At 68.4% G+C, this 24,734-nt stretch carries 21 protein-coding genes; 3 read left to right on the top strand and 18 right to left on the bottom strand.

Going from position 1 to position 24,734, the window contains the following annotated elements:
* Positions 1 to 66: 66 nt before the first annotated feature.
* Positions 67 to 1,209 (bottom strand): acyl-CoA dehydrogenase family protein, encoded by a 1,143-nt coding sequence (locus JW792_RS11600; RefSeq protein WP_135995688.1) that lies wholly within the window; start codon positions 1,207 to 1,209, stop codon positions 67 to 69.
* A gap of 161 nt (positions 1,210 to 1,370) precedes the next feature.
* Between JW792_RS11600 and JW792_RS11605 the strand changes: the two genes are divergently transcribed.
* Both JW792_RS11605 and JW792_RS11610 read left to right on the top strand, forming a co-directional pair.
* Complete coding sequence (locus JW792_RS11605) at positions 1,371 to 1,991, top strand: hypothetical protein (protein WP_135995687.1); 621 nt, start codon at positions 1,371 to 1,373, stop codon at positions 1,989 to 1,991.
* Positions 1,991 to 2,305: a winged helix-turn-helix domain-containing protein gene (locus JW792_RS11610; RefSeq protein ID WP_135995686.1), complete on the top strand. Its 315-nt coding sequence runs from the start codon at positions 1,991 to 1,993 to the stop codon at positions 2,303 to 2,305. The genes JW792_RS11605 and JW792_RS11610 overlap by 1 nt, the downstream gene beginning before the upstream one ends.
* 2 nt (positions 2,306 to 2,307) lie before the next feature.
* Here the strand turns inward: JW792_RS11610 and JW792_RS11615 are convergent, their stop codons facing one another.
* Both JW792_RS11615 and lpdA read right to left on the bottom strand, forming a co-directional pair.
* Positions 2,308 to 2,871, bottom strand: coding sequence for a GNAT family N-acetyltransferase (locus tag JW792_RS11615; protein ID WP_135995685.1), 564 nt, complete (start codon positions 2,869 to 2,871; stop codon positions 2,308 to 2,310).
* A gap of 92 nt (positions 2,872 to 2,963) precedes the next feature.
* A complete protein-coding gene (gene lpdA / locus JW792_RS11620) occupies positions 2,964 to 4,367 on the bottom strand; it encodes a dihydrolipoyl dehydrogenase (RefSeq protein ID WP_135995684.1) in 1,404 nt (467 codons plus the stop codon).
* Between the two features lie 182 nt (positions 4,368 to 4,549).
* Here lpdA and JW792_RS11625 point away from each other — a divergent pair, with 182 nt between their 5' ends.
* Entirely contained in the window at positions 4,550 to 4,876 is a 327-nt protein-coding gene (locus tag JW792_RS11625; RefSeq protein WP_135995683.1) for a hypothetical protein, read from the top strand.
* Here the strand turns inward: JW792_RS11625 and JW792_RS11630 are convergent.
* The 15 genes from JW792_RS11630 to JW792_RS11705 all read right to left on the bottom strand — a co-directional run bounded on the left by JW792_RS11630 (position 4,821) and on the right by JW792_RS11705 (position 24,695).
* Positions 4,821 to 5,249 carry a hypothetical protein gene (locus tag JW792_RS11630; RefSeq protein WP_135995682.1) on the bottom strand — a complete coding sequence of 143 codons (429 nt, stop codon included), beginning with the start codon at positions 5,247 to 5,249 and terminating at the stop codon, positions 4,821 to 4,823. The genes JW792_RS11625 and JW792_RS11630 overlap by 56 nt on opposite strands.
* Positions 5,250 to 5,387: 138 nt before the next feature.
* The gene (gene odhB / locus JW792_RS11635) at positions 5,388 to 6,950 is read right to left on the bottom strand and encodes a 2-oxoglutarate dehydrogenase complex dihydrolipoyllysine-residue succinyltransferase (RefSeq protein ID WP_135995681.1); all 1,563 of its coding nucleotides are present in this window, start codon (positions 6,948 to 6,950) and stop codon (positions 5,388 to 5,390) included.
* A gap of 24 nt (positions 6,951 to 6,974) precedes the next feature.
* Positions 6,975 to 9,971 carry a 2-oxoglutarate dehydrogenase E1 component gene (locus JW792_RS11640; protein WP_135995680.1) on the bottom strand — a complete coding sequence of 999 codons (2,997 nt, stop codon included), beginning with the start codon at positions 9,969 to 9,971 and terminating at the stop codon, positions 6,975 to 6,977.
* Between the two features lie 122 nt (positions 9,972 to 10,093).
* On the bottom strand, positions 10,094 to 10,627 hold the full coding sequence (locus JW792_RS11645) for a GAF domain-containing protein (RefSeq protein ID WP_135995679.1): 534 nt from the start codon (positions 10,625 to 10,627) through the stop codon (positions 10,094 to 10,096).
* 173 nt (positions 10,628 to 10,800) lie between these two features.
* Positions 10,801 to 11,703 carry a succinate--CoA ligase subunit alpha gene (sucD, locus tag JW792_RS11650; RefSeq protein WP_135995678.1) on the bottom strand — a complete coding sequence of 301 codons (903 nt, stop codon included), beginning with the start codon at positions 11,701 to 11,703 and terminating at the stop codon, positions 10,801 to 10,803.
* Between the two features lie 6 nt (positions 11,704 to 11,709).
* Positions 11,710 to 12,930, bottom strand: a complete 1,221-nt coding sequence (sucC, locus tag JW792_RS11655) for an ADP-forming succinate--CoA ligase subunit beta (RefSeq protein WP_135995677.1) — start codon at positions 12,928 to 12,930, stop codon at positions 11,710 to 11,712.
* A gap of 136 nt (positions 12,931 to 13,066) precedes the next feature.
* Positions 13,067 to 13,381, bottom strand: coding sequence for a hypothetical protein (locus tag JW792_RS11660; protein ID WP_135995676.1), 315 nt, complete (start codon positions 13,379 to 13,381; stop codon positions 13,067 to 13,069).
* Positions 13,378 to 14,637 (bottom strand): MFS transporter, encoded by a 1,260-nt coding sequence (locus tag JW792_RS11665; protein WP_135995675.1) that lies wholly within the window; start codon positions 14,635 to 14,637, stop codon positions 13,378 to 13,380. The genes JW792_RS11660 and JW792_RS11665 overlap by 4 nt, the downstream gene beginning before the upstream one ends.
* Positions 14,638 to 14,741: 104 nt before the next feature.
* Entirely contained in the window at positions 14,742 to 16,229 is a 1,488-nt protein-coding gene (locus tag JW792_RS17305) for a hypothetical protein (protein WP_422392790.1), read from the bottom strand.
* A 134-nt stretch (positions 16,230 to 16,363) separates the two neighbouring features.
* Positions 16,364 to 18,424, bottom strand: a complete 2,061-nt coding sequence (locus JW792_RS11680) for a hypothetical protein (RefSeq protein ID WP_135995673.1) — start codon at positions 18,422 to 18,424, stop codon at positions 16,364 to 16,366.
* A gap of 183 nt (positions 18,425 to 18,607) precedes the next feature.
* Positions 18,608 to 19,879: a signal recognition particle-docking protein FtsY gene (gene ftsY / locus JW792_RS11685; protein WP_135995672.1), complete on the bottom strand. Its 1,272-nt coding sequence runs from the start codon at positions 19,877 to 19,879 to the stop codon at positions 18,608 to 18,610.
* On the bottom strand, positions 19,876 to 21,189 hold the full coding sequence (mtaB, locus tag JW792_RS11690; protein ID WP_241094961.1) for a tRNA (N(6)-L-threonylcarbamoyladenosine(37)-C(2))-methylthiotransferase MtaB: 1,314 nt from the start codon (positions 21,187 to 21,189) through the stop codon (positions 19,876 to 19,878). The genes ftsY and mtaB overlap by 4 nt, the downstream gene beginning before the upstream one ends.
* A 75-nt stretch (positions 21,190 to 21,264) precedes the next feature.
* Positions 21,265 to 21,732, bottom strand: a complete 468-nt coding sequence (locus JW792_RS11695; protein WP_135995670.1) for a potassium channel family protein — start codon at positions 21,730 to 21,732, stop codon at positions 21,265 to 21,267.
* A 15-nt stretch (positions 21,733 to 21,747) separates the two neighbouring features.
* Entirely contained in the window at positions 21,748 to 23,208 is a 1,461-nt protein-coding gene (locus JW792_RS11700) for a TrkH family potassium uptake protein (RefSeq protein ID WP_135995669.1), read from the bottom strand.
* A 38-nt stretch (positions 23,209 to 23,246) separates the two neighbouring features.
* Positions 23,247 to 24,695, bottom strand: a complete 1,449-nt coding sequence (locus tag JW792_RS11705) for a TrkH family potassium uptake protein (RefSeq protein WP_135995668.1) — start codon at positions 24,693 to 24,695, stop codon at positions 23,247 to 23,249.
* Positions 24,696 to 24,734 lie beyond the last annotated feature (39 nt).

Consider the following 24,734-nt stretch of genomic DNA (forward strand, 5'->3'; position numbering starts at 1 on the left):
AAGACCCGGCAAGTCTCGCGCGAAGACGCTAAAGGCGGCTTAGGAAAGAGGGTTAACGCGGCGCTCTCACAGGCCCATCTGCTTGACCGCGAGGTCCTTCATGATCTCTTCCGAGCCGCCGCCGATGGCCATGACCTTGACCTCGCGATAGATGCGCTCGACGGCCTGGCCCCTGAGATAGCCCGCCCCGCCGAGGATCTGCATGGCTTCGCTGGCGCAGAACTCGGCCGTCTTGCTGGCGAGGAATTTCGCCTTGGCGAGCTCGGCGGCGGGCATCCCGCCGTCATTGATCGTCCAGGCGATGTGCAGGAGATAGGCGTGCAGCGCGTCGATGCGCGCGCTCATCTCCGCGATCTTGTGGCGGATCGCCTGGTGGCGGATCAGCGCCTTGCCGAAGGTCTCGCGGATCTTCGCGTACTCGACCGCATCGTCGAGGCAGCGCCTGGCCATGCCGAGGCACCCCGCGGCGAGGGCGAGGCGCTCGTAATTGAAATTGTTCATGATGGCCAGGAGGCACAGGCCCTCCTGGCCGAGCTGGTTCTGCGCCGGCACGCGCAGACCGTCGAAATGCAGCGTGGCGGTGTCCGAACTCCACCAGCCCATCTTCCTCTCGATCGGGGTGCGCGAGAAGCCGGGCGCGCCCCATTCGACGAGGAAGAGGGAGATGCCGCCGAACCCCTCCCCGCCGGTGCGCGCGCCGACGACGTACCAGCGCGCCTTCATGCCGCCGGTGATGAAGGTCTTCTCCCCGTCGATCACCCAGTCTTCGCCCTCGCGGCGGGCCTTCGTGCGAATGCGCGACAGGTCGGATCCGCCAGACGGCTCGGTCATGGCCAGCGCCCCGCCCTCGCGTCCCGAGACGATGCCGGGCAGGACGGCGCGCTTCATCTCCTCGCTGCCCAGCGTGACGATGGGCCCGGTCATGATGTTGCGCGAGCCGATCGAGGCATTGACCCCGCCCGGCGCGCCGTAGGCCAGCGCGATCCCGCTATCCAGGCGCATGAAGGCGTCGTCGAAGCCGTTGCCACCGTATTCCTCCGGGATGGCGAAGCCGAACAGGCCGAGCGCGCCGGCCTTCTCGTGGATGTCCCAGGGAAAATCGCCCGCCTCGTCCCAGGCCTCGCCATGGGGCGCGATCTCGCGCGCCACGAAGGCTTCCACGCTCTCACGGAACGCCTTGCGCTCGGGGGTCTCGAACGGGTTCTTCATGCGGCTCTCCTTCAATCGAAACGGGAGGTTAGCGCCTTTCGTCCGGCCCTGTCAGCGCCTGGCTCCAAACATCGCGCCGCACGTCCCGGAATCGCCGGGCTTGCAGGACACGCGCTCTTTCTGTACTTTATCGATTAAAGTGCTTTGCAAGGAGATAGCACATGACGCGCGAAGAGATGAGATCCGACCTCGCCTATCTGCGCGAGATGGCCGAATCCGGGGCCCGGGCGCCCCTGCTGGGCGGCCGCTTCGCCCTGTGGTGGGGCAGCCTGGCGACCCTGGTCCTGATCGCCCACTGGGCCATCGTCACGGGGCGCTTGCCGCTGGGTTCCGAGGCGCTGTGGATCCTCTGGCTCGGCTTCATCGCGGTCGGCTCGGCCGGCAGCGCGGTGCTCGGCGTCACCCTGCGCGCCAAGCCCGGCCTCGGTTCGGCGGGCAACCGGGCGAGCAGCGCGGTCTGGCCGGCGATGGGCGCAGGCCTCCTGGTCTTCTGGCTGGCGATCACGGCCGGGGTGATGACGGGCCGGCTCGACGCGCTGCTCTTCAACCTCATGCTGCCGGTCGCATTGCTCGGCTATGCGATCGCCTGGCTGACCACGGCGCAGATGGCCCGGCGCCCGGCCCTGTTCGTGCCCGGCGCCGTCGCGCTCGCGGGCATGGCGGGGTGCGTCATCCAGGTCTTCACCGCCGAGGTCTATCTCGTCGCCGGGCTCGCGGTCTTCCTGTCGACCGTCGTGCCGGGCCTACTGATGATGCGCGGCGAGCCGCAGGACACGGTGTGATGGCCGGCTTCGACGCGGACAAGCTCGACGAGGTCATCCATGGCAAGCTGCGCCTGGCGGTCATGGCCTATCTCGCCAGCGTGGTCGGCGCGACCTTCGCCGAGCTGAAGGCGCGCACCGGGGCGAGCGACGGCAATCTCTCGGTCCATCTGAGGAAGCTGGAGGAGGCCGGCTACGTGGCCATCGACAAGCGCTTCGTGGGGCGCAAGCCGCAGACGCGGGCAAGCCTGACCGAAGCCGGGCGCCGGGCCTGGATCTTCTATCTCGACCAGCTCCGGGCCCTCGTCGAGAGCGGCCCTCCGGTCACGGAGTAGGTCTAGAGGGCGCGGGCGTAGTCGACGAGCTTGCTGCCGTTCCCGGCGCGCTCGCCGGTCAGGGTGAAGCCGGTCTTCTCCAGCACGCGGCGGGAGGCATAGAGATGGTCGAGCGTGGTGGCCGTGACCCGGCGCACGCCCTCCTGGCGTCTCGCCGAGGACAGCAGGCCCTCGACCGCCTCGGTGGCGAGGCCCTGCTCGCGGAAGGTCGGCAGCATGGAATAGCCGATCTCCACCTCGCCGCCCTCGCCGGGCGGGCCGTGAAACCCGCCGATGCCCACCGCCCGGGTGGCCTGGCCGGGGCCCATCCCCATCAGGAAGACCCAGCTGTACCAGCCGGCCAGCCCGGGTGCGGCTTCCAGCTGCGCCTTGGTCCAGGCCATGGTCTGCTCATCATTGAGTTCGGGGGGCCAGGACGGCTCGTACTTCGCGCCGAGCGCAGCGAAGAAGGAGCGCAGGTCCTCGAGCTGCAGGCGGGCGAGTTCGGCATCGAACGCGACAAGGGTGAGCCGGTCGGTCTTCACCACCGGGCCCGCGGTATCGAAGGGTTGGGGCGCCAAACTCATCTTTCACGCCTTTAGCGAGGCCATGGCCGCGTTATGCGCGAATCGCGCGTGTCTGTCGCCTTAAACTTCCGTGACTCCCCACCGCGCACCGATCACATCTGCATGGTCCAGCCCTCCACGCCCATCGCGGCCTGGCGCACGGCCTCCGACAGGGTCGGGTGGGCGTGGCAGGTGCGTGCGACGTCCTCGGAGGCGGCACGGAACTCGATGGCCAGCGCCAGCTCGGCGATGAGTTCGCCGGCGTGCGGGCCGATGATGTGAGCGCCGAGAATCTCGTCGGTCCTGGCGTCGGCGAGGATCTTCACGAAGCCCTCGGTCTGGTGGTTGGTGCGCCCGCGCGAATTGGCCTGGAAGGGGAATTTGCCGGTCTTGTAGTCCCGGCCCTCGTCCTTGAGCTGCTCCTCGGTGGCACCGACACCGGCGATCTCGGGATAGGTGTACACCACCGTCGGAATGGCGTCGTAATTGACGTGGCCGGACTTGCCCGCGATGAGCTCGGCGCAGGCCACGCCCTCGTCCTCGGCCTTGTGGGCGAGCATGGCGCCGGTCGTGGTGTCGCCGATCACCCAGATATTCTCCACCGAGGTGCGGAAGTGATCGTTGGCGATGCGCCCGCGCCTGTCGGTCTCGATGCCGACGTTCTCCAGGCCCAGCCCCTCGGTATAGGGGCGCCGGCCGATGCAGACGAGCACGACGTCAGCGTCCATGGTCTGCTCGTCGCCGCCCTCGGCCTTCTCGGTCGTCACCTTGAGCTTGGTCTTGAGCTTCTCGACCCCGGTGACCTTGCGCTCGAAATGGAATTTCAGGCCCTGCTTCTCGAACAGCCTGCGCGCCTGGCGCGACAGCTCCTTGTCGAGGCCGGGCAGGCAGTGATCGAGGAATTCGACGACCTCGACCTCGGCGCCCAGACGACGCCAGACCGAGCCGAGCTCGAGCCCGATCACGCCGGCGCCGACGAGGATCATCTTCTTGGGCACCTGTTTCAGTTCCAGCGCGCCGGTGGAGGAGACGATGCGCTCCTCGTCGATCTCCACGCCGGGCAGTGGGGTGACTTCCGAGCCCGTGGCGATGACGATGTTCTTCGTCTTCAGCGTCTGCGTCTTGCCGTCGGCATCGGTCACCTCGACCTCGGTCTTGCTCTTGATCCTGCCGGTTCCGTTATACCGGTCGACCTTGTTCTTCTTGAACAGGCCGGCGACGCCCTTGGTCAGGCCCTCGACCGCCTCGGCCTTCTGCTTGTGCATCTGCTCGAGATTGAGCTTCAGCTGGTCGAAATCGATGCCGTAATGGGAAAAGTCCTTGCGCGCGGTCTCGTAGAGCTCGCTCGCGTGCAGCATGGCCTTGGAGGGGATGCAGCCGACATTCAGGCACGTGCCGCCGAGCGTGTCGCGCTTCTCGATGCAGGCCGTCTTCAGTCCGAGCTGGCCGGCGCGGATGGCGCAGTTATAGCCGCCGGGGCCGGCCCCGATGATGACAACGTCGTATTCGTCAGCCATGTCGGTATCCCTTGTCTGCACGCGGCGGGGGAGGACGAGGAGGAGCGCCCGCGTGTCTCGCGGCGCACCCTACTCCGGCGCCCGCCCGCGTCAACACGCGCAAGCGCCCGGCCTGCCATCTCGGAACGCATGGCGCGCCGGACCGGTTTTACCTGTCAGCAGGACCGAGGAAGGACCGGCACATGGGAGAACCCGTCTCCGAAGCCCGCATGGCGCTGTGGCGCGCCATCCTGGCCGGCGGCGTGATCGGCGCGCTGATCGGCGCGATCGCCGCGGTCGCGCTCGACCTCATCCTGGGGCCGGTCTCGATCACCGGAAAGCTCGGCTTCCGCGCGATCCTGTTCCTGGCCTTCGAGGCGGCGTTCGCCGGCGCCATCGTCGGCGCTCTGGTTTCGGCCATGGCCGAGCTGAAGCACCGCTCGCAGAAGCGCCCGCACGAGACGGGCGGGGGGACTAGAGCGCGCGGGCCTGACGCGCGTCCTCGCCCCAGCCGCGCGCCCAGACCATGACGAGGGCGAGCGCGATGAAATGGGCCGCCAGGATGATGACACCGGCCTGCGGCGCTCCGGCAAAGGCCGGGTTGAAGGCCTCGCCCGATCGCACGACCTGCCAGCCGAACAGATCGCAGCCGATCGCCAGCGCATAGAGCCAGACCGCGCGGGGGTGCCGGCGCAGGATCGCGGAGGCGGTCAGCAGGTAGAACAGCACGGCGGCGAGCCAGACCGCGATGTCGCGCGGCGCGAGGCGCTCGATCAGGGCCGCGCGCTCGGGCGACAGCGCGAACGGGTCGAGCCCGAAGGCCAGCGTAGCCGTGACCGGCACGAAGCTCGCCGCCGCATAGGCCGCGAGCACCAGGGCAAGCGCAGACACGAGGAAGCGCATCGCGTCCTCTCCTTCTCGCCCCATCCGGGCAGAAGTGTGCGCCGCAAGTGTTAACGGAACGGGAAGCGAGGCGGATACGAAAACGCGCCCGGATTGCCCTCGGGCGCGCTTTGCCTGTCTTCGCGATGACGGGAAACCCTAGATGTCCAGCATCAGGCGTTCTGGCTTCTCCAGGCTCTCCTTGACGCGCACCAGGAAGGTCACGGCTTCCTTGCCGTCGACGATGCGGTGGTCGTAGGAGAGCGCGAGATACATCATCGGGCGGATCTTCACCTCGCCGTTGATGGCCACCGGGCGCTCCTGGATCTTGTGCATGCCCAGGATTCCGGACTGGGGCGCATTGAGGATCGGGGCGCTCATCAGCGAGCCGTAGACGCCGCCATTGGAGATCGTGAAGGTCGCGCCCTGCATGTCCTCGATCGTCAGCTTGCCGTCGCGCGCGCGCTTGCCGAGATCGATGATGTCCTTCTCGATCTGGGCCAGGGACTTGGTGTCGCAATCGCGCACCACCGGGACGACGAGGCCCTTATCGGTGCCCACCGCCACGCCGATATCGTAGTGGTTCTTGTAGATGATGTCGTCGCCGTCGATCTCGGCATTGACCGCCGGGATGTCCTGCAGCGCGGTCACGCACGCCTTCACGAAGAAGCTCATGAAGCCGAGCTTGACCCCGTGCCTGTCGGTGAAGTCGTCCTGGACCTGCTTGCGAAGCGACATGATCGCGCTCATGTCGGCCTCGTTGTAGGTCGTCAGGATCGCCGCGGTGTTCTGGGCTTCCTTCAGGCGGCGCGCGATGGTCTGGCGCAGGCGGGTCATCTTCACCCGCTCCTCGCGCTCGCCGAGTTCGCGCTTGTCTTCCTTCTTCGCCTCGGGCTTCTGCGGCGTCTCGCCGGACTTCTCCAGCGCCTTCAGGGCATCGGCCTTGGTCACGCGTCCGCCCTTGCCGGTCCCGTCGACCTCCTTCAGGTCGAGGCCTTCCTCGCGCGCGATACGCTTGGCCGAGGGCATGGCCTTCTTGTCGCCCTCGCCGGTTCCGGTGTCGGACGTCTTCTCGTCCTTCTTCTCTTTCTTTCCGGCCGTCTTGCCGCCGCCCCCGCCGGTGCGGATCTTCGCGATCGCCTGCTCGGGGCTGACCGAATCGCCTTCCTCGACGAGCAGTTCCTCGACCGTGCCGGCTTCCGGCGCGGGCACCTCGACGGCGACCTTGTCGGTCTCGATCTCGAGCAGGGTCTGGTCCTTCTCCACCCGGTCGCCGGGCTTGACCTGCCATTCCCCGGCCGTGCCTTCCGAGACGCTCTCGCCCATGGTCGGGACCCTGGCCTCGACGAGCTCGCCCTCGTCCGAACCGGTCCCGTCCTCGGAGCTCTCCTGCGCGCCCTCGTCCGCTCCGGACCTGGACTTCGGCTTGTCCGAGCCCTTGGACTTGCCCTCGTCCTTCGACCCGGATTGCGATTTCGAGCCGTCGCCATTCGTGTCGAGTTCGCCGAGCTTGGCGCCGATCTCGACGGTCTCGCCTTCCCTGGCGGAGATCTTCGACACGGTGCCGTCGGCCTCGGCGCGCACCTCGACGGAGACCTTGTCGGTCTCCAGCTCGACGAGGATGTCGTCCTTCTTAACGCTGTCGCCTTCGGACACCTGCCATTCGCCGACGGTGGCCTCGGATACGGATTCGCCAAGCTGGGGGACGGTGATATCGGTCATGGGGATCGGACTCGTCTTTCGTTCCTAGTCGGCGTCTTCGCCGAGCGCGTCGTCGATGAGGGCTTTCTGCTGGGCCTGGTGCTTGGACAGGTTCCCGGTCGCGGTCGAGGCGCTGGCCGCGCGCCCGGCATAGCGCGGACGGCCATGTTTTGCACCTGCCTTGGAGAGGCAGAACTCGATATAGGGCTCCACGAAGGTCCAGCCGCCCATGTTGCGCGGCTCTTCCTGGCACCAGACCATGTCCGCGTCGGGAAAACGCTTGAGCTCGTCGATCAGGGACTTGGCCGGGAAGGGATAGAACTGCTCCACGCGCAGCAGGTAGATGTCGTCGATGCCGCGCTCCTCGCGCGCTTCGAGCAGATCGTAATAGACCTTGCCCGAGCACATCACGACGCGGCGGATCTTCGCGTCCTCCACCAGCTCGATCTCGGTGCGTCCGGTCGCGACGTCGTCGCGGCCCGCGCGCACCGCCGTGTCGGCATCGTCCCACAGCACGCGGTGGAAGCTCGAGCCCGGCCCGAATTCGAAGAGCGGGCTGACGCAGCGCTTGTGACGCAGGAGGCTCTTCGGCGTCATGATGACGAGGGGCTTGCGGAAGTTGCGGTGGATCTGGCGGCGCAGGATGTGGAAATAGTTCGCCGGCGTCGAGCAGTTCGCCACCTGCATGTTGTCTTCCGCGCACTGCTGCAGATAGCGCTCGAGGCGCGCGCTGGAGTGTTCCGGACCCTGGCCCTCATAGCCGTGCGGCAGCAGCATGACGAGGCCGGACATCCTCAGCCACTTGCGCTCGCCCGAGGAGATGAACTGGTCGATGATGACCTGGGCGCCGTTGGTGAAGTCGCCGAACTGGGCTTCCCACATCACGAGCGTGTTCGGCGCCGAGAGCGAGTAGCCGTACTCGAAGCCGAGCACGGCCTCCTCGCTCAGCATCGAGTCGATGACCTCGTAGCGGGCCTGGCCCTCGCGCAGGTGATTGAGCGGGGTGTACTTGGCCTCGGTCTCCTGGTCGATGATGTGGGAATGGCGCTGCGAGAAGGTCCCGCGCCCCGAGTCCTGGCCCGACAGGCGCACCGGGAAGCCTTCCGTCAGCAGCGTGCCGAAGGCGAGATGCTCCGCGGTCGCCCAGTCGATGCCCTCGCCTTCCTCGACCACCTTGCGGCGGGTCTCCAGGACGCGCTTGAGCGTCTTGTGAACGTTGATCTCGGCGGGGATCTCGGTCATCGCCGTGCCGACCGCCTTCAGCGCCGGGATTTCGACCGCGGTCTGGCCGCGGCGCTCGTCGTCCTCGGGCAGTCCCAGGCCCGACCACACGCCGTCGAGCCAGTCGGCCTTGCTCGGCTTGTAGTCCTTGCCCTTGTCGAACTCGGAATCCAGGAACTCCTCGAACCCGGAGATCCAGTCCCCGACCTCCTCTTCCCTGACCACGCCTTCCCTGACCAGGCGCCTGGCGTACTGCTCGCGCGTGGAGGGATGGTCCTTGATCGCCTGGTACATGATCGGCTGGGTGAAGGAGGGATCGTCGCCCTCGTTGTGGCCGAAGCGGCGATAGCAGAACATGTCGATGACCACGTCCTTGCCGAAGGTCTGGCGATACTCGGTCGCCACCTTGGCGGCGAACACGACCGCCTCGGGATCGTCGCCGTTCACGTGGAAGATCGGCGCCTGGACCATCAGCGCGACATCGGACGGATAGGGCGAGGAGCGGCTGTCCTTCGGATCGGTGGTGAAGCCGATCTGGTTGTTCACGATGAAGTGGATCGCGCCGCCGGTGCGGTGTCCCTTCAGCCCCGAAAGCCCGAAGCACTCGGCGACCACGCCCTGGCCGGCGAACGCGGCATCCCCGTGCAGCAGGAGCGGCAGCACCTGCGCGGAGGTGTTGGCGTCCTCGCCCTGCTCGCGGCGGTACTTCGCCTGCTTGGCGCGCGCCTTGCCCAGGACCACCGGATCGACCGCTTCGAGGTGGGACGGATTGGCGGTCAGCGAGAGATGGACCGTGTTGCCGTCGAACTCGCGATCGGAAGACGAGCCGAGATGGTATTTCACGTCGCCGGAGGAATAGTCCGCGCCCAGCGTGTCGCCGCCCTGGAACTCGTTGAAGATGACGTGATAGGGCTTGGCCATCACCGCGCCGAGCACGTTCAGGCGCCCGCGGTGGGGCATGCCGATGATGATGTCGGACACTCCGAGCGCGCCGCCGCGCTTGATGATCTGTTCCAGCGCCGGGACCATCGCCTCGCCGCCATCGATGCCGAAGCGCTTGGTGCCGGGATAGCGCTTGTGCAGGAAGCGCTCGAACGTCTCGGCCTCGATCAGCTTCTTCAGGATCGCGCGCTTGCCGTTCTTGGAGAAGGCGATCTCCTTGTCCGGCCCCTCGATGCGCTCCTGCAGCCAGGCCTTCTCGTCCGGGTTCGAGATGTGCATGTACTCGACCGCGAACGTGCCGCAATAGGTGCGCTTCAGGATCTCGAGGATCTGGTTGATCGTCGCGGTCTCCAGCCCGAGATAGCCGGAGATGTAGATCTCGCGATCCCGGTCGCCCGGCCCGAAGCCGTAGGTTTCCGGTTCGAGCTCCGGCTGCTCGCCGAAACCGGACAGGTTCAGCGGGTCGAGATCGGCCGCGAGATGGCCGCGCATGCGGTAGGCGCGGATCAGCATGATGGCGGAGATGGAATCCTTGACCGCCTGGCGGATCTGTTCCGGGCTCGCCGTCTCGCCGAGACGTTCCGTCACCGCATCGGGCACCGCCGCCATTTCCGGGCCTATGTCGCCTAGCGCGGAGATCAACTCGCCATTGGCGCGCTTCGGCCATCCGGCACGGCGCCAGCCGGGCCCTTGCGCCGCGTGCCGGCTCTGCTCGCGCGTGTCGCCGACCTCCTCGAAGAAGGCGCGCCAGGAGGCCGGGACGCTCGCCGGATCCTCGGCATGGCGCGCGGCCATCTGCTCGAGATAGGCGGCGTTCCCGCCGAACAGGAAGGAGGTTTCGAGGAAGGTCTGGTTCTTCGAGGAGCGTGCGTCTGCCATGTCGGCCCTTCAGGGCAATTGCAACGCGCGCGAAAGGGAGCGCGCCGGCGGAGGGTTTATCATCATCTATGCCGCATGCAACGCCGATGGAAGGCCGGGCTGTTCCAAATCCTGCCCGTTGTTCAGATGAAGACGGGTTCCCTCGGGCAGCACGTCTCCAGCGCCTCGGCCGCCTGGCGCAGCAGCCGGCCCTGATGGTGGGCGGTGATCGCCGTCATCGCCGCCTCGGCGAGCGACTTCAGGAGCGCGATCTGGCCGGCGTCGAGCGAGCGCGGACGCGTGTCGGCCACGCACAGCGTGCCGAGGGCGAAACCCTCGTGATCGATCAGCGGCGCGCCGGCATAGAAGCGGATCCCGAACCCGCCCATCGCGTCCGCCATGTCCGCGAAGAGCGGATGGTCGCGCGCGTCTTCCACCACGAGCGGCTCGATACGCTCGATCGCGTGCGTGCAGAAGGACCGGCTGCGCTCGGTCTCGCTGTCCTGCAGCCCGATGGCGGCCTTGAACCACTGGCGGTCCTCGTCGACGAGCGAGATCGCGGCGATCGGCACGTCGAAGGCGAGGCTCGCCGCCTCCACGATCGCATCGAAGGAGGGATGACGCCCCGTGTCCAGGATCCGGTAGGAGCGCAGTGCTTCGAGCCGCAGGGATTCCATGTCTGACCGCCTTCGTTGAGCCTGTTCAGCATGAGACATGCCTAGCGGGCGGTGTCTTACCTCGACCTTAACGGGCCGCTACCCTTGGCAGCAGAATCCGCAGCGCCCGATTGTCGCACGAAAACGGCCCCGGAGGGACTCCGGGGCCGTTCGGCAGCGTTGCGAGCGGATCGCTAGCCCTTGAGCACGTCCTTCAGCGTCTTGCCGAGGCGGGCCGGGCTGTCGGCGACGGTGATGCCGGCCGACTTCATGGCCTCGATCTTGTCCTCGGCGCCGCCCTTGCCGCCGGCGACGATCGCGCCGGCATGGCCCATGGTGCGGCCCTTGGGCGCGGTGCGCCCGGCTATGAAGCCGACCATCGGCTTCCTGATGCCGCGCCTGGCCTCGTCCTTGATGAACTGGGCGGCCTGCTCCTCGGCGGTGCCGCCGATCTCGCCGATCATGATGATCGATTCGGTCTCGTCGTCGGCGAGCAGCATCTCCAGCACGTCGATGAACTCCATGCCCTTGACCGGATCGCCGCCGATGCCGACCGCCGTGGTCTGGCCGAGACCCTCGTTCGTGGTCTGGAACACCGCCTCGTAGGTCAGCGTGCCCGAACGCGAGACGACGCCGACCGAACCCTTCTTGAAGATCGCGCCCGGCATGATGCCGATCTTGCACTCGTCCGGGGTCAGCACGCCGGGGCAGTTCGGGCCCAGGAGGCGCGAGGAGGAGGCGTCGAGCCTGGCCTTGACCTTGACCATGTCGAGCACCGGGATGCCCTCGGTGATGGCGACGATGAGATCGATGCCGGCATCGATCGCCTCGATGATGGCATCGGCCGCGCCGGCGGGCGGCACGTAGATGACGGAGGCGTTCGCGCCGGTCTTTTCCTTGCCCTCGGCGACGCTGGCGAAGATGGGAAGCTCGTGGCCGCCCTCGCCCGTCCAGGTCTCGCCGCCCTTTTTCGGGTGCACGCCGCCGACCATCCTGGTGTTGGCGTAGGCGAGCGCCTGCTCGGTGTGGAAGGTGCCGGTCTTGCCGGTCAGGCCCTGGACCAGGACCTTGGTGTCTTTGTTGACGAGAATGGACATCTCAAATTAGCCCTTCTTCACGGCGTCGGTGATTTTCTTCGCGGCGTCGTCCAGATCGTCCGCGCTGGTGATGTCGAGGCCGCTCTCGTCGAGGATCTTCTTGCCCTTCTCGACATTCGTGCCTTCGAGGCGCACCACGAGCGGGACCTTCAGGCCGACATCCCTGACCGCCGCGACCACGCCCTCGGCGATCACGTCGCAGCGCATGATGCCGCCGAAGATGTTGACCAGGATGCCCTTCACGTTCGGGTCGGCGGTGATGATCTTGAACGCCGCGGTGACCTTCTCCCTGCTCGCCCCGCCCCCGACATCGAGGAAGTTCGCCGGCTCGCCGCCATAGAGCTTGATGATGTCCATCGTGGCCATGGCCAGGCCCGCCCCGTTGACCATGCAGCCGATATTGCCGTCGAGCGCGATGTAGGCGAGGTCGTGCTTGGAGGCCTCGATCTCCTTCTCGTCCTCCTCGGTGAGGTCGCGCATCTCGCGGATGTCGGGATGGCGGAAGAGCGCGTTGCCGTCGAAGCTGACCTTCGCGTCGAGCACGCGCAGCCGGCCGCGATTCATCACCTGCGTGGAATCGTCGTCCATGACGATGAGCGGATTGATCTCCAGCATGCTCATGTCCTTGGCCGTGAAGGCCTCGTAGAGCGAGCGGGCAAGCTGGATCATGTCGACGCGCGCCTGTTCGTTCAGCTGCAGCGCGTCGGCGATCGCGTTGGCGTCCTCGTCGGTGACGCCGGTCAGCGGATCGATGTCGAACTGGTGGATGGCCTCGGGGGTCTCCTCGGCGACCTGCTCGATGTCCATGCCGCCCTCGGTGGACACCACGAAGGCCACCCGCCCGGTTTCCCGGTTGACGAGGAGGGAGAGGTAGAGCTCGCGCGCGATATCGGCGCCGTCCTCGATATAGAGGCGGTTGACCTGCTTGCCCTCGGGACCGGTCTGGGCGGTGACCAGCGTGTTGCCGAGCATCTCCTGCGCGTGGCGCACGACCTCGTCGACCGATCTGGCCAGGCGCACCCCGCCCTTGGCGGTCTCGGGCAGTTCCTTGAAGCGGCCCTTGCCGCGCCCGCCGGCGTGGATCTGGGACTTCACAACCCAGAGCGGTCCCGGCAGGGCCTCGGCGGCCTTGCGCGCTTCCTCCACACTGGTGGCGGGATGGCCCTGCGCCACGGGGGCGCCGAAGCGCACGAGCAGCTGCTTGGCCTGATATTCGTGAATATTCATGGGTTTCAATCTCTCGCAGGGCCGAAGGAAACGAAAACGCGAGGGCCGGGGGACCGGCCGATGGGGATGGTCGGGCGGGGTTATAACACCGGTCTGCGGGCGTGCAACGCGTCAGCGCCCCGCAGCGTTCGGCGCGTCACTGCGAACGCTTCGAGACGATGGCCGTGATCGCTCCGGCAAGCCAGCCGAGCCCGCCGGCAAGGCCCGCCACGAGCGGCAGGGCGAGGATCTCGGTCGCGCTGCGGCAATCGGCGACGCAGGATTCCCCCTGCGCGATGGCCCAGTCCGTCAGCGCCAGGCTCGTCAGCTGGCCGGCGAGGAGCGGCAGGCCCGTGCCGATCAGTGCGGCGCCGAGCCAGCCCATCAGCGACAGCCGCGCGAGGCGCCGGCGCATGGCCAGCGCGATCGCCGCGCACACGGCCGCCGGAAGGAGGATCGCCAGCGCGGTCACGTGCTTTCCTCCCGCTCGCGCGCCGGTTCGTCTTCGGGGCGCTCGATCTCGGCCAGTTCCGCCGAAGTGGCCAGGAGATTGACGAAGGGCTCGCGTTCGGCCTCCGCGACCGGCTTGCGCGTCCGGCTGCGCCAGAGCAGGACGGCGGTCAGCGCGAACGCGGCCGCCGCCGCGAACAGGAACAGGCCGCGCCCGGCGAGCGGGCTGCCATAGGCGAGACCGGCGAGCACCGGTCCGATGATCGAACCCACCGCCCAGGTCATCAATATGCCCGAGGCGATGGCGGGCAGCTCCTCGGCGCGCGAACGGTCGGCGGCATGGGCGATGCAGATTCCGTAATAGGACAGGCTCGCCGCCCCCCAAAGGCCGGCGAGGAGCGCGCCGAGCCAGAGGCCGGGACTGACGAACACCGCCAGCACCACGGCGAACAGGCCGGAAAGCGCCGCGGCGCCGGCCATCACCAGGCGTCTGTCGAGAGTGTCGGACAGCCTGCCCGCCGGCCACTGGACGAGCATGGAGAAGGCGTAGATGACGGCCATCACGATGGCGGCCGCCGCCGCCCTCGTCTCCGGGTTCAGCATTTCCGCCCAGATCGGCACGAAGCCGAGCACCCCGGTATTGATCACGCCCGCCCCGAAGGCCGCGGCGGCCGCGGCCGGCGCGATCTCGAACAGGCGGAAGGGCGAGACGCGCTCACCCTGGGGCAGGGCCGGCTGGCCGCGCCGGGTCGCGGTGATCGGGATCAGCGCGAGCGCGAGGAAGATGCCGCCGAGGATGAAGCTGTCCACGAGGTCGATGCCGGGCAGCGCGATCAGGAAGGGGCCGAGGATGAGACCGGCCCGCCCCAGGATCTGGTAGACCGAGATCACCCCGCCGCGCAGGTCGGACGGCGTCGCGTCGGCGAGCCAGCTCTCGGCCACCGCGAAGATGCCGGCGGCGCAGAACCCGAAGGCGACGCGCGCGAACAGCCACCAGCCGAACTGGTCGTCGAGCGCCAGCATCAGGGTGACCGCCGCGGCCCCGCCCGCGAAGGCGGCATAGGCGCGGATATGGCCGATCGCCTGGATCACGCGCGGTGCGGCGAAGGCCCCGATGAGGAAACCGGCGGCATAGCCCGCGACCACGAAGCCGATCGCCAGCTTGGTCGACTGCGCCGCGTTCATCGCGAGCGGGATCGAGACGCCGAGCACGCCGACCGATATCTGCAACAGGAACATCGCGGCCATCACGGTCGCGACATTGCGGTAGATCAGCATGAACACTCGGCTCCGGGATGTTCGATCGCGAGAGTGGGGGCCATGTTGACCACGCGGGGATGACCGAAGCAAGGCAAGGCGCTGAGCTTGGGAAGGCGGGCGGCTCAGCCCAGGCGCGACAGGCGCATGGCCGCGAAGTCGATCGAGACCGGCCCGGCGCCGCGCAGCGCGAGATAGAGCCCGAGCGCGCCCATGACCAGCGCGCTGGTCCAGGCTTCGGGCAGGATGAAGAGCGCGTAATAGGCCGAGACCGCCACGGTCAGCAGCCCGGCGATGCGCGCCAGGAAGCCCGCGGCGAGCGCGAGCGCGACCAGCGAGGCGGCGGCCAGGATCACGAAGGCGACGAAGCCCGGATCGACGAAGCGGGGAAGCCAGACCCCGACCGCCGCGACGAAGCCCGGCTCGGGCCGCGCCCAGGCGGCCAGATCGGCCCAGTCGCGCGGGCTGAGCGCATTGCCGCGCGCCCAGCTCCACAGGAGCGCGGCGAGCGACATCCGGATCGCGAGCCCGACCAGCCCGTCGATCAGGGTGCCGCCGGGACGGCGCGGCGGCGGGCATGCCGGGGCCTTCGCCGGCCCGGCCTTCGCGTGCGCCGGCTTCGCGTCGCGCTCGAAGAGCTGCTGGAAGCGCTCCGCCCCGTCCACGTCCCGTCTCCGTCTGCCTGGGAGGGGCAACCTGACGCGGGCGGGCCGGCAGGGCAATCGCCAAGCCCGGATCGCGATCGATCGGGCCGGCCGCGTTGCCGCCGGGCAACGGCGCGGGGTCAGCCGGCCTGCAGCAGCACGAGGCCGAAGGCGAGACCGATCGCCAGCACCGACCGCTTCAGCCCGAAGCGCTCCTTCAGCACCAGCGCGCCGAGGATCGCGCCGAACACGATGGAGGTCTCGCGCAGCGCCGCCATCGGCGCCACGGGGGCGTGATTGTAGGCGTAGAGCGCCAGGCCGTAGGTCGCGATGTTGAAGACCGAACAGATGAGCGCGGTGGCAAACTCCCGCTTCGCCGCGGCGAGCCAGCGCCGTGGCCCCGATCGTCAGCACCTGCAGGGCGAAGAACCAGGCCACATAGACCAGGGCATTGCCCGCCGCGCGCACGCCCGCCGCATCGTTGACCGAGTACATCGCCGTCATGCTCGCCGCGGCGAGCGCGAACAGGAGCGCCGAGCGCTTGGGCACCGCGGTGCGCTCCGGCCAGGCGAAGCCGACGAGCGCCGCCCCGGCGAGCCCCAGCCCGCCGATCGCCAGCGCGGAGAGCGTCTCGCCGAGCAGAAGGAAGGCGAGCGCGCCCGTCATCACCGGCGCGGCGCCGCGCATCACCGGGTAGACGAGGTTCATGTCGCCGCGGCTGAAGGCGGAGATCATGAGCATGTTGAACGCCCAGATGATCGCCGCGCCGAGCAGCAGGAAGCGCCACACCTCCCACTGCGGGAAGGGAAACAGGAACAGGACCGGGGACAGCCAGAGCGCGGACAGGGAGAGCGAGACCGAGCGGAAGACCAGGATGTCGCCGGCCCGCTTGGTGAACAGCGCCATCACCGCATGGGTGGCCGCCGAACCCAGCATGGCGAGAACGGCGAGGGGGAGGAAGTCGGTCATGCGTGCCGATTAGACCCGGCAAGCCGTACCGCCAAGACGACAAGTTTCGATGGCGGGTATGCGTTCGCGCCCGACCGGGAAGGAAAAGGCCCGGCGCGGCGGCCGGGCCTTGAAGTCGGTTGAGTCGCATCGGCTCAGGGCTCGATGAAGTAGAAGAGCTGGGTGTGGGCACGGTTGATCCGGCTATAGCCGTTGGTCGTGCGCGCCGCGGCCCAGAGATCGAACACATAGGCGCAAGGACCGGCCGTGAAGTCGGCAGAGCCCTTCGTGAAGGCTGCCGCCGAGGCCGCACGCCCCTCGAAGGCCGGTGGACGCGCACCGCTCCAGGCAGGTGCGCCGTAGCTGTCGCCTTCACGCCAGACCTCGACGCCGCTGTTCGACCGTGCCGCGAGGCGGTAGGCCGACATGAAGCCGGTCGGGTGATGGGCCGTGAAGTCGATCTCCAGCTCGCGATTGCCGACCAGGCGGGCCATGGCGCAGCGCTCGGCCAGAAGATCGGTTTCCATGGTGCCGCGCCCGCGCACCACGTCGAGCGTATCGAAGTTCAGCGTGATCGGGCGGTTGTCGAGATAGAGTTCGATGTCGAGATTGTCGTTCTCAACGAGCCTCACCCGGCTTCCGGTGCCCGTTTCGTAGAGTTCCAGCGAGACCGTGTGCTGGCCCGAGCGCAGACCCGTGTGCCAGTGGGCGAGCAGGTCGGGAAAGCTCCAGAACACCGCGATCGAGCCCGCCGGATCGTCTGATTCGGGATCACTCGACAGCGGGGTGAGCCGGTAGCAGTCATCCACGGAGCCGATCGTCATCGGGCCCAGGAACTCGCTGGTCGAAGTCACCGTCCCGTCTGAATCGACGACATAGCGCCGCTTGTTGAGCGGATCGTCGAGATAGCTCGTGGTGCCACCCGGCTCGGTGATCCTCACCTTGTAGCAATGATCGCCTGCCCCGGTCTCCGGATAGAAGTTGCGGGTGAAGGCGCCGAACATGCGCAGCGAGCCACCGAACGGGGCATCGCGCAGGCGCTCGGGGGCACCGGGAAACTCGGCGAAGCCCTGCGGGTCGATATCGGCGAGCTCGACCAAGCCCACCCGAGTGAATACTCCGGTATCCTCCTCGTCCGGGAAGGGGATGCTGCCGGAGCCGGCGGTCTCTGCCGGCACCAGCAGGTGGCGCAGGTTCTCGCCGTTCCGAAGCGGTTCGCGGCCCGACCGGTGCAATGTCGCTCCGCTCGCGGCGTCCGTGATCTGGAAGACCACGTCTCCCGCCGTTCCTGCCGGCAGGAACAGATCGTACTCGCCGTAGAGCGAGAGTGCGGGCGACACGCTGAGCGCCGAGCTGGCGTCGGGTGCGAGGGCGCTGACGCGCACCATCGCGGCCGGCGCGGTGGCCGTGAATTCGTCCTTGCCGACCACGTGTTCCGCCGCAACGTCCGCGAGCGGATTGGTCTGCGGATACTCCTCGCCCTCGGGCCGCTCGACGGCGGAATAGACGCAGCCATAGGCGAGCGTCGCCGATCCCCCGCCGACCACGTCGACGCCCATCGCGAGCTCTTCATCGGTCAGGCAGGGCTCGGTCTCGTCAGTGACCCGGTAGGCGATCTCGCGCGCCGTGTTCACCTTCCAGTGAAAGCCTTGCCAGACGTCCTGGCTCATCTCGTAGATCCAGGGCTCGTCCTGGGTGACCGACCAGTCCCCGCCGTAGGAGAGCACATTGCCGGACGCGGTGATCTGCAGCGTACCGCTGGCGGGCACGTAGACGAGATAGGCATCGGAAAAGCGCAGGAAAAAGCGGGTGGGGTCCTCCGGGTTTCCCACCGGGTCGACGCTGATGGACTCGATGAGTTCATCGCTGCCGCCGAGATTGCCGAAGCTGCCGCCTTCGACCCGGTAGACTTCGCGCCGGGAGGTGTTGACCTTCCAGTAGAAGCCCTGCCAGTTGCGTTGGCGCAGGTGGTAGAGGAAGTCGCGCATCTGCACGATTTCCCAGTCCTGACCGTAGGAAAGGACATTGCCCTCCGTCACGATCTGCGGATTGCCGCGGCCCGGCTCGTGGACCAGATAGGCATCGGTGAATCTCAGCAGGAAACGGTCGGGTTCGCTGGGCCCGCCCGCATGGCCGGCCGAGGTGAGCGTGACAAGGCTCAACGCAGCCGCCAACGCGCCGGCCAGGCCGGCGCACAGAGTGCGGAATGGTGTCATGGGAGTCTCCCCGGATCGCTTCGATCAAGTCGTGCTCGATCCGCGTCGCGTTCAGTCGGAGGCCTTCGTCGGCCCCCGGGCGGACCGCACGTTAACAAGGGTTAACGTATCCGAACGGGGAGAAGCATTCAATCGTTAAGCGAGTATCGGGTTAAAAATGTCCTGCCGGGGTCCGGGTCTGCCCTACCCCTCCAGCCCCGCCAGCGCCCTGGCGAACGCGCGCGCGTCGAAGGGCTGGAGGTCGGCCTCGCCCTCGCCGACGCCGATATAGTGGATCGGCAGCTGGAACTGCTCGGCGACCTGGACGAGGGCGCCGCCCTTCGCCGTGCCGTCGAGCTTGGTCATGATGACGCCGGTGATCTGGGCCGCCTCCAGGAAGGCCTCGGCCTGGGAGATGGCGTTCGAGCCGACCGTGCCGTCGAGCACCAGCACGGTGTGGTGCGGGGCGGTCTCGTCGAGCTTCTTGATGACGCGCACGATCTTTCGCAGCTCGTCCATCAGCTCGGTCTTGTTCTGCAGCCGGCCGGCGGTGTCGATGAGGACGGCGTCGAAGCCCTCCTTCCTGCCCTTCGCCACGGCATCGTAGGCGAGCCCGGCCGCGTCCGCGCCGATCTCCCGGCTCATGAACTGCGCCTTCGCGCCGGCGCGCCCGCTCCAGACCTCGAGCTGTTCGACCGCCGCGGCGCGGAAGGTATCGCCCGCGACATTGAGGACCTTGCCGCCCTCGCGCGTCATCTTCACCGCGATCTTGCCGAGCGTGGTGGTCTTGCCCGACCCGTTCACGCCGACGAAGAGCACGACGCGGGGCGGCTCGCCGGACATGTCGAGCGGCTTCTCGAAGGGCTTCAGCGTCTCGGCGACGACGTCGGCGAGCGCTTCGCGGATCTCGGTTTCGGTGACGTCCTTGTCGAACTTGTCGCGCGCCAGGCGCGCGGTGACCCTGGCCGCCGTCTTCGCGCCGAGATCGGCGCCGATGAGCAGGTCTTCGAGTTCCTCCAGCGCCTCGTCGTCGAGCCGGCGCCTGGTGAAGACGCTGGAGACCTGTTCGGACAGGCGCGAGGAGGAGCGCTTCAGGCCCGAGGCGAGGCGGGAGAGAAAGCCCTTCTTCTCCTCGGGGACGGGCGCTTCCGGCTCGACCTCTCCGGCGCTGTCGCGCTGCTCCTGCGGGACCGGCGCCTCGTCGGCGCGGGGCCCGGCCTCGGGGCTCGGCCGCTCGGGCGGCAGGGTCTGCCCGGCCGGCTCGGAGGGGGCTTCGGCCGTCCCGGCCTCGCCGGTCTTCTCCGCCTCGACTTCCAGCGGCTCGGCCGCGTCCGGCTTCGGCGCCTCCTCGATCGGCTCGATGCCCGGATCGTCGCCCTCCTCGCCCGGCGTGGTGGACTCGGTCGCCTCCGCGACGGGGTCTTCGCGCACCTCGTCCTTTTTCTTCTTGCCGAAGCCGAAGGAGAACCAGCTCATGCACGCACTCCGATCGCTTCCGCCGTGAGGGTCTCGCCCGCAAAGCCCGTCACGCGCGCGCGCACCAGCGCGCCGGGACGCGCGGGCGTGTCGATCCTCGCGGGCGCGAAATTGCCCGCACGGCCCTGGCCGCCGCGTTCCATGACGAAGTCGTATTCGCGCCCGACCATGGACCGGAAGTGCCGGGCGAGCGCCTCCTCGCCCTTGGCGCGCAGGCGCGCGGCGCGGTCCTTGATGGCCTGACCGTCCACCTGGGGCATCTTCGCGGCCGGCGTGCCCGGGCGCGGCGAATAGGGAAAGACGTGCAGGTAGGCGAGGTCGCACTCGTCGACGAGTTTCAGCGAGTTCTCGAACATCGCCTCGGTCTCTGTCGGGAAGCCGGCGATGAGGTCGGCGCCGAAGGCGATGTCGGGGCGCACGGCGCGCAGGCGCTGCGTCAGCGCAATGGCGTCCTCGCGCATGTGGCGGCGCTTCATCCGCTTCAGGATCATGTTGTCGCCGGCCTGGAGCGAGAGGTGCAGATAGGGGCAGAGCCGGTCTTCCTCGGCGATGGCGCGCAACAGATCCTCGTCGATCTCGATTGCGTCGATGGAGGACAGGCGCAGGCGCGCCAGGTCGGGCACCTGTTTCAGGATCGCACGCACCAGCCGGCCGAGCTTCGGCGCGCCGGGCAGGTCCTGGCCCCAGCTCGTCACGTCCACCCCGGTCAGGACGATCTCGCTGTGCCCGGTCTCGACCAGCCGGCGCACCTGGTCGACCACGTCGCCGGCCGGGGCCGAGCGCGCATTGCCGCGCCCGTAGGGGATGACGCAGAAGGTGCAGCGGTGGTCGCAGCCGGTCTGGACCTGCACGAAGGCGCGCGCACGCCCCTCCAGCCCGTCGACGAGATGGTCGGCGACCTCGCGCACGGCCATGATGTCCTCGACCGTCACCTTCTCGCCCGAGCCGATGACGGCCGGCCTGAAGGTTTCCGGCCGGAGCTTCTCGGCATTGCCGATGACTCGGTCGACCTCCTTCATCCTCGCGAAGTGATCGGGATCGATCTGGGCGGCGCAGCCAGTGACGACGATCTGCGCGTGCGGGCGTTCGCGGCGCAGCTTGCGGATAGACTGGCGCGCCTGGCGCACGGCGTTCGAGGTCACCGCGCAGGTATTGACGATGACGGTGTCGGTCAGCCCCGCGGCGTGCGCATGGTCGCGCATGACCTCGCTCTCCCAGCTGTTGAGCCGGCAGCCGAAGGTCACGATTTCCACGCCGTCCTCGCGCGCGGCTTCGGGCGCGCGCGTCTCGGCGGGGGCGAGGTTATCCACAGGGGCGGTCATGGGCGCGGAAAGTGGGGGAGGAGGCAGGTCCGGTCAAGCAGCGCGCCTGCAAGGGCGGTTTGTCTATTCACCGTTCCCGTCCGCCTCCCCGTTTTCTTCCGGCTCGACATCCTCGGCATCGACGCCGTCCTTGCGCCCGCGCGACATGGCCACCAGCGCCTTGGCGACCGAGTGGTCCGGATCGATGCGCTCGGTCAGCCCGATCTCGTCGCAGATCGGGTCGTAGGACCGGTCCTCGATCTTGGGGACGACGCGCTCGATGCCGGCCGCGCGCCCGACCAGTGCGGCGATGATGTTGTCCTTGTCGTCGTCGGCCAGGCAATACATCACGTCCACGTCCCTGGGGTTGGCGTCGGCGAGCACTTCCGGGCGGCCGCCATCGCCCTCGATGAAGGCGATGTCGAGATCGCCCGCCAGGTCCTCGAATCGCCCCTTGTCGGGATCGATGAGGATGACGTCGGCGCCCTCGTCCTCGAACTGGCGGGCGGCTTCGAGGCTCATGTGATTGAGGCCGGCAAGCACGACGCGCATGGGAGTCTCCTTGGATCAGGACCTGAATTTCTGGCCGAGCCAGGTCGGCGGCCAGAGCAGGACGAGCAGGGCGATGAACTCGACGCGGCCGAGCAGCATGGCAAGGGAAAGCACGAGCTTGAGATGGGGTTCCAGCGCCGGCCCGGCGACGCCTGTGGACAGCCCCGTCGTCGTGGTCGCGGAGACCACGTCGAACAGGGAGTCCAGCCCGTAGCCCGCGGCGAGGAAGGGCAGCCAGGCGAAGAGGAAGGTCGCGCCGGCCAGGCCTATGACGGTGGCGATGGCCTGCAGCTCGGCGGAATCGATCTCGTGGCCGCCGACCTTGAGCGTCGTGGCGGCCGTCTGAGGCAGGCTCGGGCGCTGCAGGGTCAGGCGCATCACCGCGAAGGCGACGAGCACGCGGAAGGTCTTCACCCCGCCTGCGGTCGAGCCCGAATTGCCCCCGATCGCCATGGCGATCATGAGGAAGACCAGCGCGCTCGCCGGCAGGCTCGCCGTGCCCATCGTGGAATAGCCGGTCGTGGTCTGGGCGGACAGCGCCATGAAGGGGGCGTGGGCGAGGATCTCCCGGCCGGCATAGCCGCCGTCGAGCCACATGAGGAAGCCGAGGCCCAGGATGGCGGCGGCGCAGAACGCGGCGAGGCCGAGGAGGTCGGTGCGCATCAGCGTGCCCAGGGGCTTGCGGCGCAGGAGGTGGAGATAGATGCCGGCCGATACCGCCCCGAGCGTGGAAAAGCCGATGAGGATCGTGCGCGGGACCCAGCCCTGCAGGGCCGCCGCCGAGCCGCTGTCGAAGGCGAAGCCGCCCGTCGAGAGCGCGGTGAGGCAGAGCAGCAGGGCGTGCCAGGCGCCCGACCCGCTCGCCCACAGCGCGACGAAGCAGGCCAGGGTGAGCGCGGAGTACACGATCAGCGTGCGCCGGGCGCGGTCGCGCAGCGAGCCCAGCGGGTCCTTGGCCACCTCTTCCGCCTCGCCGAGCCGGCGCGCCGCCGACCGGCCCGCCCCGCCCATCAGGCCGAGCGCCAGGACCACGAAGCCGAGCCCGCCGAACCACTGCATCCAGGCGCGCGTGAAGAGCACGGACGGGGGCAGGTCCTCGGGCGGGCCCAGCACCGACAGCCCGGTCGTCGTCAGGCCGGACACCGACTCGAACAGCGCGCCGACATAGCCGATCCCGAAGGCGCCGAAGGTCCAGGCCATGAAGAAGGGCGGCAGGGCGAAGGCCATGGCCGAGACCACCATGACCTCGTTCAGGCGCGGCCGCGACAGCGAAAGGCGCATCCCGGCGAAGCCCGCCACGGCGAGCAGGACCAGTCCGGTCGCGAGCCGGGCGGCGAAGCCGGTCTCGCCGTTGAACAGCGCCACCAGGAGCGGCAGGGCGGGCAGCGGCGTCAGCGTCCAGCACAACAGGCCCGTCAGGTGTCCCACCACCTGCAGCCGCACCGCGTAGCTCAGGATCCGCGCACCCTTGGCCATGCGCGATCAACGCGGGGGACGCGCGGAAGGATGCGCGCTCAGCGCCCCCAGAAGCGCGGCGTGATCATCAGCAGTATCGTGATGATCTCGAGCCGGCCGAGGATCATGATCAGGCAGAGCACCCATTTCGCGTCGTCGGGCAGCGGAATGAAGTTGCCGGCCGGGCCGATGACGTCGCCGAGACCGGGGCCGACATTGGCCACCGCGGTCGCCGAGGCGGTGATGGCGGTCACGAAATCCAGCCCGAACGCGGCCAGGAGGATCGCGCCGGCCGCGAAGGTCGCCACATAGAGCCCCGCGAACAGGGCGACGGAGGCAATGTCCGCGTTCGAAAGCTTCTGGCCGGCATGGCGCGACACCACCACCGAATGGGGCAGCGGCGCCTGCTGCAGGGTGCGCCAGATCGACTTCACCATGATCTGGATGCGGAAGGTCTTGAACCCGCCCGAGGTCGAGCCGGCGCAGCCCCCGAGAAAGGTCAGGATGAAGAAGGCCGCAAGGGCCAGCGGCCCCCAGGCCTGGTAGTCGCCGACGGCATAGCCGGTCGTCGTGATCACCGAGATCGTGTTGAACAGCGAGACGCGGATCAGGCCCTCGTCCTCTCCGGGGAGCGCCAGGCGGGCCGCGATGATCACGAGCGTGAAGCCCGCGACCAGGAGCAGCAGCCCGCCCACCTCCTCGAACGCGCCGGGCCGCCGGGCCTCGCGCCGGCTCAGGATGCGCACGTAGGTCAGGAACGGTATCGCGCCGCCGAGCATGAAGACGATGCCCACCCAGTGCGCACCGGCCGCGAAATGCCCCATCGAGCCGTCGCTGGTCGAATAGCCGCCCGTGGAGACCGTGGTCATCGCGTGGTTGACCGCCTCGAAGCCGGTCATGCCCGCCGCGCCGTAGCTGAGGGCGCACACCAGGGTCAGGCTGACATAGAGCCCGGCGATGATGAGGGCCAGATTGCCGGGCCTGGCGATGACGCGGTCGGAGGACCGGTCGGAGGATTCCAGCTGGAACAGCTGCATCCCGCCCACGCGCAGGAAGGGCAGGATCGCGATCGAGAGGCCGATGATCCCGATCCCGCCGATCCATTGCAGGAGCGAGCGCCAGAACAGGATGGTCGGCGCGGTTTCATCGAGCCCGGCCATCACGGTCGACCCGGTCGTGGTGATCCCCGACACGGCTTCGAAGACCGCGTCGGTGAAACTCAGCGAGACAGGCCCCGTGGTGAACGGGATCGAAGCCAGGAGCGGCATGCCGATCCAGGCGCCGACGGTGAGCGCGACCGCGGCGCGGAATTCCAGGTCCATGGCCGCACCGCGTCCGGCCATGGCCAGCACGCCGCCGATGAAGCCGGCCGCGACGGCACACTCGAAGAACCCCCCGGCCGCGCCGTCCGCCAGGCCGAGCGAGGTTATCGCGACCAGCGCGGCCAGCGCCGCCAGCCCCAGGTAGAGCAGGCCCAGGATCAGGAAAACGATCTGGAAATGGCGCATGCGCGTCGGCGATCCCGGTCGAAACCCGACGCTTATAAA

Source organism: Marinicauda algicola, from assembly GCF_017161425.1.
In the GTDB taxonomy this organism is placed as follows: domain Bacteria; phylum Pseudomonadota; class Alphaproteobacteria; order Caulobacterales; family Maricaulaceae; genus Marinicauda; species Marinicauda algicola.